This is a genomic window from Nocardia sp. JW2 (assembly GCF_051843015.1).
Classification (GTDB): Bacteria; Actinomycetota; Actinomycetes; order Mycobacteriales; family Mycobacteriaceae; genus Nocardia; species Nocardia coubleae.
Window position 1 is genome coordinate 217603 of sequence record NZ_JBPXLK010000006.1, and the last position, 13350, is coordinate 230952.

15 protein-coding genes are annotated in these 13350 nt (G+C 67.2%); 4 read left to right on the forward strand and 11 right to left on the reverse strand.

The window, feature by feature from the left end; genetic code table 11:
- Complete coding sequence (locus tag ACSVDM_RS11855; RefSeq protein ID WP_439264685.1) at positions 1–936, reverse strand: NADP-dependent oxidoreductase; 936 nt, start codon at positions 934–936, stop codon at positions 1–3.
- Between the two features lie 79 nt (positions 937–1015).
- Between ACSVDM_RS11855 and ACSVDM_RS11860 the strand changes: the two genes are divergently transcribed.
- Positions 1016–1426 carry a winged helix-turn-helix transcriptional regulator gene (locus ACSVDM_RS11860; RefSeq protein WP_439264687.1) on the forward strand — a complete coding sequence of 137 codons (411 nt, stop codon included), beginning with the start codon at positions 1016–1018 and terminating at the stop codon, positions 1424–1426.
- A gap of 4 nt (positions 1427–1430) precedes the next feature.
- Here ACSVDM_RS11860 and ACSVDM_RS11865 read toward each other — a convergent pair whose 3' ends face one another.
- From ACSVDM_RS11865 to ACSVDM_RS11885, 5 genes are all read right to left on the reverse strand, one after another.
- On the reverse strand, positions 1431–1922 hold the full coding sequence (locus ACSVDM_RS11865; protein WP_439264689.1) for a hypothetical protein: 492 nt from the start codon (positions 1920–1922) through the stop codon (positions 1431–1433).
- The gene (locus ACSVDM_RS11870) at positions 1919–2329 is read right to left on the reverse strand and encodes an NUDIX hydrolase (RefSeq protein WP_356982759.1); all 411 of its coding nucleotides are present in this window, start codon (positions 2327–2329) and stop codon (positions 1919–1921) included. Before ACSVDM_RS11870 ends, ACSVDM_RS11865 begins: the two co-directional genes overlap by 4 nt.
- Before the next feature lie 48 nt (positions 2330–2377).
- A complete protein-coding gene (locus ACSVDM_RS11875; RefSeq protein ID WP_225279900.1) occupies positions 2378–2857 on the reverse strand; it encodes a carboxymuconolactone decarboxylase family protein in 480 nt (159 codons plus the stop codon).
- Positions 2854–3933, reverse strand: a complete 1080-nt coding sequence (locus tag ACSVDM_RS11880; RefSeq protein WP_439264692.1) for an NAD(P)H-dependent amine dehydrogenase family protein — start codon at positions 3931–3933, stop codon at positions 2854–2856. Before ACSVDM_RS11880 ends, ACSVDM_RS11875 begins: the two co-directional genes overlap by 4 nt.
- An 86-nt stretch (positions 3934–4019) precedes the next feature.
- On the reverse strand, positions 4020–5123 hold the full coding sequence (locus tag ACSVDM_RS11885; protein ID WP_439264694.1) for a winged helix DNA-binding domain-containing protein: 1104 nt from the start codon (positions 5121–5123) through the stop codon (positions 4020–4022).
- 645 nt (positions 5124–5768) lie between these two features.
- Between ACSVDM_RS11885 and dinB the strand changes: the two genes are divergently transcribed.
- Both dinB and ACSVDM_RS11895 read left to right on the forward strand, forming a co-directional pair.
- Positions 5769–7004, forward strand: a complete 1236-nt coding sequence (gene dinB, locus ACSVDM_RS11890; protein WP_439264696.1) for a DNA polymerase IV — start codon at positions 5769–5771, stop codon at positions 7002–7004.
- A 92-nt stretch (positions 7005–7096) separates the two neighbouring features.
- A complete protein-coding gene (locus ACSVDM_RS11895; protein ID WP_439264698.1) occupies positions 7097–7447 on the forward strand; it encodes a PLD nuclease N-terminal domain-containing protein in 351 nt (116 codons plus the stop codon).
- Here the strand turns inward: ACSVDM_RS11895 and ACSVDM_RS11900 are convergent, their stop codons facing one another.
- Genes ACSVDM_RS11900 through ACSVDM_RS11920 form a run of 5 tightly spaced genes read right to left on the reverse strand, consistent with a single transcriptional unit; the run spans position 7448 to position 12274 of the window.
- Positions 7448–8326 (reverse strand): phosphoribulokinase, encoded by an 879-nt coding sequence (locus tag ACSVDM_RS11900; protein ID WP_439264700.1) that lies wholly within the window; start codon positions 8324–8326, stop codon positions 7448–7450.
- Positions 8327–8336: 10 nt separating this feature from the next.
- Positions 8337–9419 carry a class 1 fructose-bisphosphatase gene (locus ACSVDM_RS11905; RefSeq protein WP_439264702.1) on the reverse strand — a complete coding sequence of 361 codons (1083 nt, stop codon included), beginning with the start codon at positions 9417–9419 and terminating at the stop codon, positions 8337–8339.
- Positions 9404–10408 carry an AAA family ATPase gene (locus tag ACSVDM_RS11910; RefSeq protein ID WP_378666332.1) on the reverse strand — a complete coding sequence of 335 codons (1005 nt, stop codon included), beginning with the start codon at positions 10406–10408 and terminating at the stop codon, positions 9404–9406. Before ACSVDM_RS11910 ends, ACSVDM_RS11905 begins: the two co-directional genes overlap by 16 nt.
- Positions 10398–10820, reverse strand: coding sequence for a ribulose bisphosphate carboxylase small subunit (locus ACSVDM_RS11915; protein WP_439264704.1), 423 nt, complete (start codon positions 10818–10820; stop codon positions 10398–10400). Before ACSVDM_RS11915 ends, ACSVDM_RS11910 begins: the two co-directional genes overlap by 11 nt.
- A gap of 11 nt (positions 10821–10831) precedes the next feature.
- Positions 10832–12274: a form I ribulose bisphosphate carboxylase large subunit gene (locus ACSVDM_RS11920; RefSeq protein ID WP_439264706.1), complete on the reverse strand. Its 1443-nt coding sequence runs from the start codon at positions 12272–12274 to the stop codon at positions 10832–10834.
- A 146-nt stretch (positions 12275–12420) separates the two neighbouring features.
- Here ACSVDM_RS11920 and ACSVDM_RS11925 point away from each other — a divergent pair, with 146 nt between their 5' ends.
- Complete coding sequence (locus ACSVDM_RS11925; RefSeq protein WP_067490379.1) at positions 12421–13278, forward strand: LysR family transcriptional regulator; 858 nt, start codon at positions 12421–12423, stop codon at positions 13276–13278.
- Positions 13279–13350 lie beyond the last annotated feature (72 nt).

Consider the following 13350-nt stretch of genomic DNA (forward strand, 5'->3'; position numbering starts at 1 on the left):
TCACGGGATCAACACGAGACGACCGGTGAGCCCACCCGCGGCGAGGCGGGAGTGGGCCTGTGCGGCGGCGTCGAGCGGCAGAGTCGCGGCGACACGGGTGGTGAGTTCGCGCTCGGCGAGGCGCGCGAGCCCCGCCCCGTCGGCGTGGATCCATTCGTGCTGAACCGTGATGCCACGCAACGGAATCGGATCGCCGCCACCGACCACAGTGACGAACCGGCCACGATTGCGTACCGCGGCCAAGGCCCGGCCGCCCAGGCCGGCGGTGTCGAGGGCGCCGTGCACACCGCCGGGAACCGAGCGGCGAACCTCCGCGATCAGATCGGCATCGCGTGCGACGGTCCATTCCGCACCGATCGAGCCGAGAAACTCCGCGTCGGAACCCTGGGCGACCACCCGAAGTCCCTGCTGCGCCGCGATTTCCACGGCGAACCCGCCGACGGCACCATTCGCGCCGGTCACCAACAGGGTCTCGCCTGGTGCCAACCCGAGCAGATCGAGAGACTGCGTGGCGGTCAGGCCGTTGAGCGGCAGCGTCGCCGCCTCGACGTCCGAGAGCCTGGATGGAGTCGGCGCCACCGCGCCCACATCGAGAACCACGTACTCGGCATAGGTACCAACGGACACATCCAGCAGGTCACGCAGACCGATCACCCGCTGCCCTTCCGAGAATTCCGGCACTCCCGGACCGAGCCGGTCGACCACGCCCGCGACGTCCCATCCGATTCCGGTGACCTCCCGCACCGCCATCAGCCCGGCCTCGACCAGGGCGCCCGCCCGCGTGACCAGGTCGACCGGATTCACCGTCGCCGCCCGCACCCGGATCCGGACCTGCCCGACCCCGGGCTCGGGAACCGGCACCTCGACCAGCCGCAACACCTCGGGGCCGCCGTAACCGTGAGCGACAACGGCCCGCATCGTCTGCACATCGTTCATGCACACAACTATTGGAGAGCTACACTCCAGCGGGAAGTACGCACTTCGAAGTGCCCACCGCACGCGGAGGTTCTCCCCCATGCCCACCCGTACCGCAGCACAACTGCGCGCCGAACGCAGCGCCGCCTACGACGCCTACCTCGCCGAATGTCCCGCGCGCAAACTGCTGGACCGGATCTCGGACAAATGGGTGAGCCTGGCCGTCAATGCTCTGGCCGACGGCCCCCAGCGCTACAGCGACCTGCAACGCCGATTGGCCAGCGTGAGCCAGAAGATGCTCACCCAGACCCTGCGAAACCTGGAACGCGACGGCTTGATCACGCGCACAGTGCGACCGAGCGTCCCGGTGCGCGTCGACTACCAGCTCACCGAGCTCGGTCATTCCTTGCTGCCGGTGATGCAGGCGGTGAAAACCTGGGCCGAACAACACATGGACGAAGTCGACCACGCGCGCTCCACCTACGAAGCCCGAACTCCCGGCGAGGCGTGACCGCTCAGATCTGGTGTGACCAGGCGATGAAGAACAGCGTGCCCGCCGCCGTGAGCAGCACGGCGACCGGGACCGGCCACCACGACCGGTGACCGCCCAGCACGGTGTGGATCAACCGGACCTGCAACCGCCCCAGCGCCGCGACAACCGCGAGGAACAGTGGTGCCAGGAGCACCGCGAGCAGCGCGTGCACCGCCCACGCACCGGCCAGAGTCGGCCCGCCCCAGGCATTCCGGTACCCGTCACCCACCAGCAGCGGGTAGGCCAGACCGCGAACGAGCACCAGCACGCTCAACAGCACCAGGAACCAGCCGACGACCCCCACCCCCGCCGACAGCACCGAATGCACCAGGCACCGGGGCAGCGACACACCATGAGCACCCACCGGTTCCCGCAGCATCCGCCGCGCCACCCGCACCCGGGTGCGGACCCGGGCGAAAGCCAGCGGCACCGCGACCAGCTCGAAGCTCGCCGAGCGGGCCGCCGCGGCGATCACCGCAGAGCCCCCGAAGCGGCGAGGTCGTCGAAGAGCAACTGGTCGACCGGCGGAACCAGATCCCGGTCGCCGAAACCGAACCACGCCAATGCCTCGATCTCGCTGCTCGCCGTCAGCACACCCCGGTACTCGGCGGTGTAACAGGCCATCCGCACCACGGTGTTCTCGTCGTGGGAAACATGTGCCTCATAGGTGCCCACATGGACCGCGGTCTCGGCCGACAACTCCACGGTCAGTTCCTCGGCCACCTCACGCACCAGCGTCTCGAGATCCGTTTCCGCGCCCTCGCGTTTGCCGCCGGGAATGTAGAAGACATCCTTGCCGCGCGGGCGGGCACACAGGATGCGCCCGTTGTCGATCAGGACCCAGGCCACGGTGTCGATCAGCTGCCGAATCGGAGATTCCACGGCCCGCAGCCTAACCCGACCCCGGCCGGCCGGGCACGGCCGCGCGGCTCAATGCCCAGGCAGCACGCAGGCCGTGTCCAAGCCGAGGACCCGGTTGAGGCGGCCGAAAGCCAGCCACGAACCGATACTCATGCTCAACTCGACCACCTCGGGCTGGGTGTAGTGGGCGAACATGCGGGCCCAGAAGTCGTCGTCGAGACCGTGATGATCGGTGGCGTAGCGCTCGGCGTATTCGGCCGCCAAACGGGTTCGCTCGTCGAACCGGTCGGTGTCGCGCCAGTCGGTGACCGCGTCGGCGAACTCCGGTTCGACCTTCACCCCGTCGCGTTCGGTGCGCCAGTCCTGACAGAACAGGCACCCGTTGATCTGGGCGATGCGCAAGCGGGCCGCCTCGAACTCCCGCAGCCCGAGCGTGGAGTGCTCGTACACCGACAGCGAGAACGCCGCGGCCGCGACGCCGATACCGGGCACCATCTCGCCCCACACATACCCGATGGGATCCTTGCCCTGCGGCACGTCGATGATCATGGGATCTTCCTTCCGAGTTTGCCGACCGCGGCGCGCAACGGAACCTCGAGCGCGTCGTAGAGACCTGGTTCGGCGGCAACCAGCCAGTCGATCGCGTTGACCAATCTGCCCACCGCCGTGGCATTTCCGCCCGCTGCCCGGTTGTCGCCCTCGTCGGTGGCGGTCACATTCACCTCGATGCGCGGGCTGCCTTCGATGATCACCCGGTGCGCACCCTCCCCGTCGGGTGGCGAGGGCCAGTCCGGGGCGCAGTCCGGGTGGATACGGGTGACATGTTCGATGACGATGCGTGCCTCGCCCTCGACGATGCCCTGCACCTCGAAACGCACCGCCCCCTGCGTGCCCGCCGCGAACTCACCCATCCGCACCGTCTGCACAGTGGCATCGAGTGCACGCCGCTCGACGGTCTCGCGGACATCGTCCAGTTCCACGTCCAGTGCCCTGGCCAGCAACCGAATCTGCCCGCCCCACACCATTGTCGGCACCGAGGGCAACAGCATCGGTGGCTGATAATCCATCGGCTGCCCCATCCCAACCAGGTAGCGCACCGAGTCGGGTTGGTCGTAGGTGGAGTAGTCGAAGATCTCCTGGCAGCGCACCACGTCCAAGGTGCCCGCGAGCCCGCTGATCAGCACCGGCAGCACGTCGTTGCCCCAACCGGGGTCGACGCCGGACACGAACAGCGAACCACCGCCGTCTTCGATCGCCGCCAGCACCGGGTCACGGATCTCGGCCGGCGCGTTACGTGGGTCGTAGAGGGCGTAGAGCGCGGGCGTCACGACCACGGCACCGGCCCGGATCGCGCGCACGATGTCGGCGAGCGCGTCGTCGGGGCGGATATCGCCGGACGCCGCGTACACCACCGCACGGGGGCGATTCGCGAGCACGGCCTCGATGTCATCGGTCGCGCGCACGCCCAGTTCGGTGTCGAGACCTGCGAGTTCACCGGCATCGCGGCCGACCTTCGCGGGGTCGTGGACGAGCACCGCGGACAGTTCCAGCGCCGGATGAGCGGTGACGCAACGGATGGCCGCGCGACCGACATTGCCGGTGCCCCAGACGATCGTGGGGATCATCGCCTCACCGTAGCAAGCGCTTGGTTCACCCGTGGCGGATCGCGAAACCGGATTCGACCGACCGCCCCGATGTGACGGCGTGCCGATTACTCCACGCGCACGGTGAGGTCGCTGCCGATCGCGGTGGCGAGCCGCTCCACCGCCGCACCCAACGCGCGTTTCGGCAACCGCGCGCCGTCGAACGGTGTCACCACCACCTGCTCACCCTGCTGTTCCCAGGTACCCGCGATTCGGCCGCCCACCAGCACCAGCGGTGAGATCCAACCGGCCGTCCTGCTGACCTTCGCCCGATGCTCGGCCGCCAGGAGCGCGGTGTCGCCGGTGCCGGGGCCGAGAACGTACTGATCGAACGGCCCGAGCAGATGGATCGCATCATCCGGGGTCGCGGCCGTGAGTTCGTCGACGAATTCGGTGGGCAGCCACCCTTTTCGGCCTTCCACCTCGATCTCGGTCAACTCGTCGCCCAGTGCCGCGAACCATCCACGCACCACCGTCTTACGCAAGCTGTTGCGGCTGAGCCAAGCATCGAAGGACTCCGGCGTCGCCGGCCCGTAGGCGCCCAGGTACGCCCGGATCAGCCCGGGCGCCGCCACGTCGGGCTCGGGCAGGCCGGACCAGCCCGCCACCAGGTTCCCCGGCGAAGTGAAAGTGATCTTCGTGCCACGCATCGGACCGTGACACAACGCCCCCTGCCACGCCAACGGCTTGAGCACCGCACCCCACCCCGACCGCAACTGCTCCCCCAGATGCCCGAACCCCGGCTCGGCAAGCACCGCCTCCACCAACTCCTCGCGCGTGAGCACCTGCTCCGCCAGCACCCCCGACACCACCTCCACCAACGCCGCCACCTGCTCCGGAGTGGCACCGAACGTCTTCACCCACGACGCCTTCTCCCACGTCCGAGCCGACCCCATCAACGCCAACGCCGCCGCGGCCTGCCCCGGCACCATCGCATGCAACGTCCCCCGCATCGCCCACGTCTTCACCAACCCACCCGCCGACAGCGCCGCAGCCACGGATCCCACCGAATCACCGCGCACCGCGACAGCCGTCTCCGCCGCCGACGCCACTTGCGCCTGCACCCCGACCAACCGCCCCGCGATCTCCTCGACCGCCTCGCCACCCCGAGGCGCCACGAACTGCCGCCTCAACCGCCACGCGAAGACCTGATCCCACCCGACACCCACCATGCGCACCAACCTCTTTCACCGACGGTCCAGATCCCCATCTCAGCAGAGGGGTCCGACAACTACCGGCCCGCCACATACAGTCGAAGGCGATCGGGAAGCACACGAGATCGTCCCGACAGAATCCACGAACAGGGGACACGGATGAGCCATGCGGAAACGGACATCGTCGCCGAGTCCGCGCCTTATCCGACTCCCTGCATCGAATGCGGCACGACAACTGTCGCCACCCTGACCGAGGCGCTGGTTGGCACACACCATCGGTGGGACCTGGACGGATGCTGCTCGGCGTGTGGGGCGGTCTGGACGAGCTGCGACGATCCCCCGCAGGCTGATTTTCGCGAAGCGATCCTTGCCGCGAACGGTCCGGTCGTTCTCCAGATCAGGGACTTCGTACCCATCGCGAGTTCGATGCGGACATTGCGTGCCGTGCGTTCTCTCTCGCTGGTGCAGGCGCGGGCGATGGCCGAAGAATTGCGCGGGTCCGGGCTGGAGGGCACGCGGGCTGAGATGGAAGCTGTCGCGCGCCCGCCTCGAGGTTCGGGAGTGGTCGTGAGTATCCGGAAACTTCACGAGGTCTAGTGTTCGCCGAGCATTTGCGGACGGCTCGTGGAGGGTCTCGTTCTTGTCGGACATCGATGCGAACATATGTTCGTGTCCGACTCCGCCGCCCCGCGACGCCCACGCATCCAGTCCCGCGACGAGGCGTCGATCCTGCATGCCGATCTGGATTCGTTCTATGCCTCGGTCGAGCAGCGGGATCAGCCGTGGTTACGGGGGAAGCCGGTGCTCGTCGGCGGTGGGGTGGTGCTGGCCGCCAGTTATGAGGCCAAGGCGTTCGGGGTGCGGACGCCGATGAACGCGGGGCAGGCGTTGCGGGTGTGTCCGCACGCGGTGGTGGTGCCGCCGCGGATGTCGGCCTATGCCGAGGCGAGCAAGGCGGTGTTCGCGATCTTCCACGACACCACTCCGATCGTGGAGGGCATCTCCATCGACGAGGCGTTCCTCGATGTCGGTGGGTTGCGGCGGATCAGCGGGGAACCGGTCGACATCGCCCGAAGGTTGCGCGAACGTATTCGCACCGAGGTCGGGTTGCCCATCTCGGTCGGTATCGCCCGCAACAAGTTCCTGGCCAAAGTCGCTTCCGCGGTCGCCAAACCCGACGGTTTACGCCTGGTCGAACCCGGCGGCGAACTGGACTTCCTGCACCCGCTGCCGGTCGAACGATTATGGGGCGTCGGCAAAGTCACCGCCGCCACCCTGCACGCCAACAACATCACCCGCGTCGGTCAACTCGCCGAACTCGGCGAAGCCCACCTGCGCGCCATCCTCGGTCCCGCCGCCGCCCGCCACCTGTTCGCCCTGTCGTGGGCCCGCGACCCACGCCGCGTGGAAACCGGCAAACGCCGCCGTTCCATCGGCGCCCAACGGGCGCTGGGCCGCCGCCACCGCGAACCCGACGAGATCGCCGCCTACCTCGACGGACTCACCGACCGCCTCGGCCGCCGCCTGCGCGCCGCCGACCGGGTGTGCCGAACAGTGGTGCTGCGCTTACGTTTCGACGACTTCACCCGCGCCACCCGCTCGCACACCCTGGTCGAGGCCACCGACGCCACCACCGCCATCCGCCAGGCCGCCCACCGCCTACTCGACACCGCCACACCACTGATCGCCGAACGTGGCATCACCCTCATCGGCCTGTCGCTGACCAACCTGGACGATGCCGACACCATGCAGCTGACCCTCCCGCTGGAACCACGCGCCGACAACACCCTCGACGCCACCCTCGACGACCTGCGCCGCCGCTTCGGCTCCGCCGCCGTCACCCGCGCGGCCCTGCTCGATCGCGGTGAGGGCCTGTCGGTGCCGCTGCTGCCCGACTGACCCCGGCACGACATCCCACCCGCACATACGGCATCCTTGCTGCCGGGGGCGTCGGGGTCCTCCGTCCATCCACCACGAAGAGGACTGCCGCAATGCACTACGCGATCATCGGGTTCCTGACCCTTGCCCTGTGGGTGTACTGCCTCGTCGACATCGTCACCAGCCCCGACGACGGCATCCGCCACCTGCCGAAGATGGGGTGGCTGATCGTCGTCGTCCTGCTGCCGACCATCGGCGCACTGCTGTGGTTGTTCGCCGGACGCCCGATCGGCCCGTCGCGCCCGGCGTCCAACACCCGCTTCAGTGAGTACGACCGGCCCGGCCGCCACATCGCCACCAACCCCGACGACGACGAGGCCTTCCTGCGCGGCCTGCGCGAGCGCGCCGAACAGCAGCGCCGCGAGGCCCGCAGGCAACAGCAGCAGAACAACGACGAGGTCTGATCACAGATTGCGTTTGGGCCGTTTGTCCATCAACCGCAGGATCAACGGTGTGAAGATCAGCTGCATCGCCAGCTCCATCTTCCCGCCCGGCACCACGATGCAGTTGGGCCGCGACATGAACGAATCGTGCAGCATCGACAGCAGATACGGGAAGTCGATCACCTTCGGATCGGCGAACCGGATCACCACGAAACTCTCGTCGGCCGTCGGGATGCTGCGCGCGATGAACGGATTGGACGTGTCGACCGTCGGCACCCGCTGGAAATTCACATAGGTCCGGGAGAACTGCGGGCAGATGTATTTCACGTAGTCGGGCATGCGGCGCAGGATCGTATCGATCACCGCCTCACTGGAATACCCGCGATGGGTCTTGTCGCGATACACCTTCTGGATCCACTCGAGGTTGATGATCGGCACCACCCCCACCAGCAGATCCGTGTGCTGGGCGATGTTCACCGAATCGGTCACGGCCGCACCGTGCAAGCCCTCGTAGAACAGCAGATCGCTCCCCGGCGCGAGATCCTCCCACGGGGTGAACGTGCCCGCGGGCTGCCCGTGGGGTTTGGCCTCCTCGTCGTCGTGCAGGTACTTGCGCACCTGCCCGACACCGGTTTCGCCGTACTCGCGGAACAGCGCCTCGAGCTCGGGCAGCAGATTCGCGTCCTCCCCGAAATGGGAGAACGTGGTGTTGGCCTGCGCTTCGGCCTCGGCCATCGCCAGTTTCATCTCCGCCCGGTCGTAGCGATGGAACGAATCGCCCTCCACCACCACCGCGCTGATCCCCTCGCGGCGGAAGATCTCCTCGAAAGTGCGTGTGACACTGGTCGTTCCGGCACCGGAGGACCCGGTGATCGCGACGACAGGATGTTTGACCGACATAGGGCGGCTCCTAGGTGCGCTGGTCGTGCTTGGCCGGTCGGAACAGCGAACGCGTCCCGAACAGCGAACTGTCGAAGCTGGGCCCCTCGTCGGGCTCGGTGTGATACCGCTCGACCCGCAACACCTCGTTGCGGGACCCGAAGATGAGCGGCACCCGCTGATGCACCTGCGTCGGCGGCACCAGCATCACCCGTTCGTGCCCGGTGGTGGCGGCCCCGCCCGCCTGCTCGACGATGAACGCGATCGGGTTGGCGCCGTACAGCAGCGAAACCCGCCCCGGCCGTGCCGGATTGCGGGTGTCACGCGGGTACAGATACATGCCACCCCTGGTCAGGATGTGGAAGGTGTCGGCGACCAGCGACGCCACCCAGCGCATGTTGAAATCCCGGCCCCTCGGCCCGTCCACCCCTTCCAGGCACTCCTGCACATACCGGCGCACCGGCCGCTCCCAGAACCGTTCGTTGGCGGCGTTGATCGCGAAACCCGAAGTGTCCTGCGGGATCCGCATGCGCGGGTGGGTGAGCACGAACGCGCCGATCTCCCGGTCGAGGGTGAACCCGTCGACGCCGCTGCCGGTGGTGAGCACCAGCATCGTGGCAGGCCCGTACAGGGTGAACCCCGCGCACACCTGCCGCACACCGGGCTGCAGGAAGTCGGCGTCGCACGGTTCGGCGGTGCCCTCGAGCACCTCCTGCGGTGCGCGCAGAATGCTGAAGATCGAACCCACCGGCAGATTCACGTCGATATTGCTCGACCCGTCCAGAGCGTCGAACGCCAGCAGATACTTGCCGCGCCGCTGGGTGGCCGGCACCGCCAACGCGGTGGCACGCTGCTCGGACAACAACCCCGACAGGTGGCCGGTCCACTGGGTCTGGGCCACCATGATCTCGTCGGTCAACGCGTCGAGACGGACGCTCGCCGACTGCGGTCCGTCCTCGCGTCCCGGAATCGCCCCGCGTGTCACCTGATTGGCGATGATCTTGGTGGCGGTGGCGACCACATTCACCAGCGCGGAGAATTCCCCCGACGACCCGGGATGGCGGTGTTCCTCCTCGATCGTGTAGCGGGTCAGCGTTTTCAAACTGGTCGGCATGGCGAGGCACCCACCTCCTCGAAAACGCTGCTGCCCAACACGTCCTCGGCGCACAACGTGACCAGATCCTCGCGTGACAACGGCCGCCCCGCTTCCACCAGTCGCTTGGCCTGGCGCAATCGGCACCGATCTATCGCATTGCGCACACTGCGCGCGTTGGAGAACCGGGGTCGCGTCATCCGCACCGTCAGATACCGGGAGAACGCCTCGCGCGCCGCGGCGTCGAAAACGAAATTCTCCGCCGCCACCATCAGTTCCGCGATGGCAAGCAATTCCTCCTTGGTGTAATCGACGAACTCCAGGTGATGCGCCACCCGCGACGACAACCCCGGATTGGCCGAGAAGAACTTGTCCATCCGATCCGGGTAGCCGGCGAAGATCACCACCAGATTCGCCCGCTCGTTCTCCATCTCCTGCAGCAGGATCTCGATCACCTCCTGCCCGTAATCGCGTTCGTTCTCCGGACGGAACAGGTAATAGGCCTCATCGATGAACAACACCCCACCGGCGGCCTTGGCGATCGCCTCCTTGGTCTTCGGGGCGGTGTGGCCGATGAACTGACCGACGAGATCGTCGCGGGTCACCGTGTGCACCTTCGGTTTACGGATATAGCCCAGCGCGTGCAGCATCTGCGCCATCCGCAACGCCACCGTCGTCTTGCCGGTGCCCGGTGGGCCGGTGAAACTCATGTGCATCGTCGGGCGCGACGATTCGAGACCGAACCGGCGGCGCGCTCGATCGATCATCAACAGCGCCGCGATCTCCCGTACCCGCAGCTTCACATTCGCCAGCCCGATCAGTTCGGCATCCAGCGCGGTCAGGGTCTCGGCCACATCGTGACCGGCCAGATCCTGCGAAAGATCCAGCAGCGCATCGGCATCGAGCAGTTCCTCGGTCTGCGCCACGTCCTCGGCCGGACGCGACGGCCGGACGTCGGTGACGCCCGGCCGCGGCAGCCGGAAACCGTTGGCGGTTCCCTCAGCCCCCATACCGCTGTCCCTGCGGACGTTCGGTGGCGTAGGAGCGCACGCTGTAGACTTGGCGGCGGTCGGTGCCCTCGGCGCGAGCCAGTTCGAAACCTGGCTCCTCCGCCGGACGCTGCACCAGGAAACTCAGCGCCGTCGTCTGCTTGGTGTAGGTGGCGTCATAGGCGTTGACCCGCACGTAGTGGCGCGGAAACGTCGACCGGCAGGCGTTGATCTCGGCGAGCACCCCGTCGGGTTCGTCCAGATCGAACAGCGGCAGACCCCACATCTCCCAGTAGGTGTTGCGCGGATGCGGATCGTCGGTGTACTCGATCGACACCGGCCAGTTGTTGAGCAGCGCGTACCGCACCTGGGCGGCGATCTCGGTGTCGGTGAGTTCGGGCAGATACGAGAACGTTCCGTGTCGCAAATACATGACCGGTCTCCCTACAGGCTCGGCGTCGGCACCGCGTCGGGTGCGTCGGTGGACGTGTAATCGAAGGTGACATCACCCCAGGTCGACAGCGCGACCTCGAGCGGGCGGCATGTCGAGGCCGCCGTCCGCAGCACATCGGGACCTTCTTTGAACAGGTCACGGCCCTCGTTGCGGGCCTTGACCACCGCCTCGAGCGCCACCCGGTTGGCTTCGGCGCCCGCCGCGATGCCGAGCGGATGACCGATCGTTCCGCCGCCGAACTGCAGGATCACATCGTCACCGAACAGGTCGAGCAGCTGATGCATCTGACCCGCGTGGATACCGCCGGAGGCCACCGGCATCACACCGGGCAGGCTCGCCCACTCCTGATCGAAGAAGATGCCGTTGCTCAGCTGCGCCGGAATGTGGTTCTCGCGCAAGGTGTCGTAGAAACCGCGGGTCGTCGCCGGATCGCCTTCCAATTTGCCGACCACGGTTCCCGCGTGCAGATGATCCACCCCGATCAGCCGGCACCATTTGGCCAGCACCCGGAAACTCACCCCGTGCGTCTTCTGCCGGGTGAACGTCGAATGCCCGGCCCGGTGCAGATGCAGCAGCACGCCGTTGCGCCGCGCCCACTTCGACATCGACTGCATCGCCGTATAACCCACGGTCAGGTCCATCATGATGACGACCGACCCGATTTCCTTGGCGAACTCGGCCCGCTCGTACATGTCCTCCATGGTCGCGGCGGTGACATTGAGGTAATGGCCTTTGATCTCGCCCGTTTCGGCCATCGCCCGGTTCACCCCCTCCATCGCGAACAGGTACCGGTCGCGCCAGCGCATGAAAGGCTGCGAATTGATGTTCTCGTCGTCCTTGGTGAAATCGAGGCCACCCTTACAGGCCTCGTAGATCACGCGCCCGTAATTGCGGGCCGACAAACCGAGCTTCGGTTTCACCGTGGCACCGAGCAGTGGTCTGCCGTATTTGTTGAGGTATTCGCGTTCCATCACCGTGCCGTGCGGCGGACCCTGGAAGGTTTTCACATACGCCACCGGAATGCGCATGTCCTCGAGGCGCAATGCCAGCAATGGTTTGAACCCGAACACATTGCCGATCACCGATGAGGTGAGGTTGGTGATCGACCCTTCTTCGAAAAGGTCCAGATCGTAGGCGATATAGGCGAAGTACTCGCCCTCACGCCCCGGCACCGGGTCGACCCGGTAGCACTTGGCCTGATACTTCGAATGCGCGGTGAGCCGGTCGGTCCACACGACAGTCCAAGTGGCAGTGGAGGATTCACCCGCCACCGCGGCCGCCGCCTCGATCGGATCGACACCGGGCTGCGGGGTCACCCGGAACACGGCGAGCACGTCGGTGTCGGCGGGCACGTAGTCGGGCGAGTAATAGCCCATCGAGGCGTAGGACTGTACACCCGGATCCCAACGATCCCGTTCGGTTTCTTCCGCCATGGTTCCTCCTGTGGAATCCGCTGTCCCGTAGCGAATTCCAGGATGGGGGGCACCGGCCGGGGAAACAATCAGAATGTTTCCGACAACGCTCAACCGAAACGTTGAGTTTGCTACCGTCGGGTATGGGCAGGGTCAGTTCGGGTCGGATGGAAACTTTCCTCGCGGTCGCCCGCCTGGGATCCATCCGCCGTGCCGCGGCACAACTCCACGTCACCGAAGCCGCCGTCTCGGCCGCCGTCACCCATGTCGAAAAGCAGCTCGGCGCCAAACTGATCGTTCGTTCAGGACGGGGTATCGCGCTCAGCGAAGCGGGCCGGGTGTACGCCGAATACTGCCGGGGGATCCTCGGTTTGATGAAGGAGGCGCACGCCGCCGTCCGGCAGGCCGACGCCGGGCGATTACGCATCGGCGTCGTGGCCACCGCGGGCGAATCCGTGGTGCTGCGGCCGCTCGCCTCGTTTCGCCGCCGCTACCCCGATGTGGAACTGAGCCTGTCGATCCAGCCGCGCGACGTGCTGTTCCTCGAATTGCAGCACCACGAAACCGATCTCGTCATCGCGGGCCGACCGCCCCACGACGCGGGCCTGGTCATCCAGGCGCGCCGCCCCAGCACCCTGGTCGTCGTCGGCACCGACAATCCCGACCCGCGCCACACCACCTGGCTGCTGCGCGGCACCGGTTCGGGCACCCGCGAAGCCACCCTCGCCCTGCTCGACCGCCTCCAGATCGACCCACCAACCCTGACACTCGGCTCCCACGGCGCCGTCATCGCCGCCGCCCGCGAAGGCCTCGGGATCACCCTCATCCACTCCGACGCCGTCGGCGAACACCTCCGCTCCGGCGCCCTCCACACCATCGACGTCCCCGGCACCCCCCTCGACCGCCCCTGGCACGCCGTCACCACCCCCACCCCCACCCTCACCACCCGCCTGTTCCTCGCCCACCTCATCGACCCCGCCGAAACAGGCCCCGCCGATGCCTTCCACGCCGCCATCGGCCCGTGATCACCGGTTCGCCGAGGCGGTCCGCGATCGGAGCCGTGGTGCTCGGACAGGTGGTCGATCCCGGTCGAAGAA

Excerpts from the sequence above, each read along its gene's own strand:
- ACSVDM_RS11855 (WP_439264685.1), bottom strand. The coding sequence starts at position 936 with ATGAACGATGTGCAGACGATGCGGGCCGTTGTCGCTCACGGTTACGGC.
- ACSVDM_RS11860 (WP_439264687.1), top strand. The coding sequence starts at position 1,016 with ATGCCCACCCGTACCGCAGCACAACTGCGCGCCGAACGCAGCGCCGCC.
- ACSVDM_RS11875 (WP_225279900.1), bottom strand. The coding sequence starts at position 2,857 with ATGATCATCGACGTGCCGCAGGGCAAGGATCCCATCGGGTATGTGTGG.
- ACSVDM_RS11880 (WP_439264692.1), bottom strand. The coding sequence starts at position 3,933 with ATGATCCCCACGATCGTCTGGGGCACCGGCAATGTCGGTCGCGCGGCC.
- ACSVDM_RS11885 (WP_439264694.1), bottom strand. The coding sequence starts at position 5,123 with ATGGTGGGTGTCGGGTGGGATCAGGTCTTCGCGTGGCGGTTGAGGCGG.
- dinB (WP_439264696.1), top strand. The coding sequence starts at position 5,769 with ATGTTCGTGTCCGACTCCGCCGCCCCGCGACGCCCACGCATCCAGTCC.
- ACSVDM_RS11895 (WP_439264698.1), top strand. The coding sequence starts at position 7,097 with ATGCACTACGCGATCATCGGGTTCCTGACCCTTGCCCTGTGGGTGTAC.
- ACSVDM_RS11900 (WP_439264700.1), bottom strand. The coding sequence starts at position 8,326 with ATGTCGGTCAAACATCCTGTCGTCGCGATCACCGGGTCCTCCGGTGCC.
- ACSVDM_RS11905 (WP_439264702.1), bottom strand. The coding sequence starts at position 9,419 with ATGCCGACCAGTTTGAAAACGCTGACCCGCTACACGATCGAGGAGGAA.
- ACSVDM_RS11910 (WP_378666332.1), bottom strand. The coding sequence starts at position 10,408 with ATGGGGGCTGAGGGAACCGCCAACGGTTTCCGGCTGCCGCGGCCGGGC.
- ACSVDM_RS11915 (WP_439264704.1), bottom strand. The coding sequence starts at position 10,820 with ATGTATTTGCGACACGGAACGTTCTCGTATCTGCCCGAACTCACCGAC.
- ACSVDM_RS11920 (WP_439264706.1), bottom strand. The coding sequence starts at position 12,274 with ATGGCGGAAGAAACCGAACGGGATCGTTGGGATCCGGGTGTACAGTCC.
- ACSVDM_RS11925 (WP_067490379.1), top strand. The coding sequence starts at position 12,421 with ATGGAAACTTTCCTCGCGGTCGCCCGCCTGGGATCCATCCGCCGTGCC.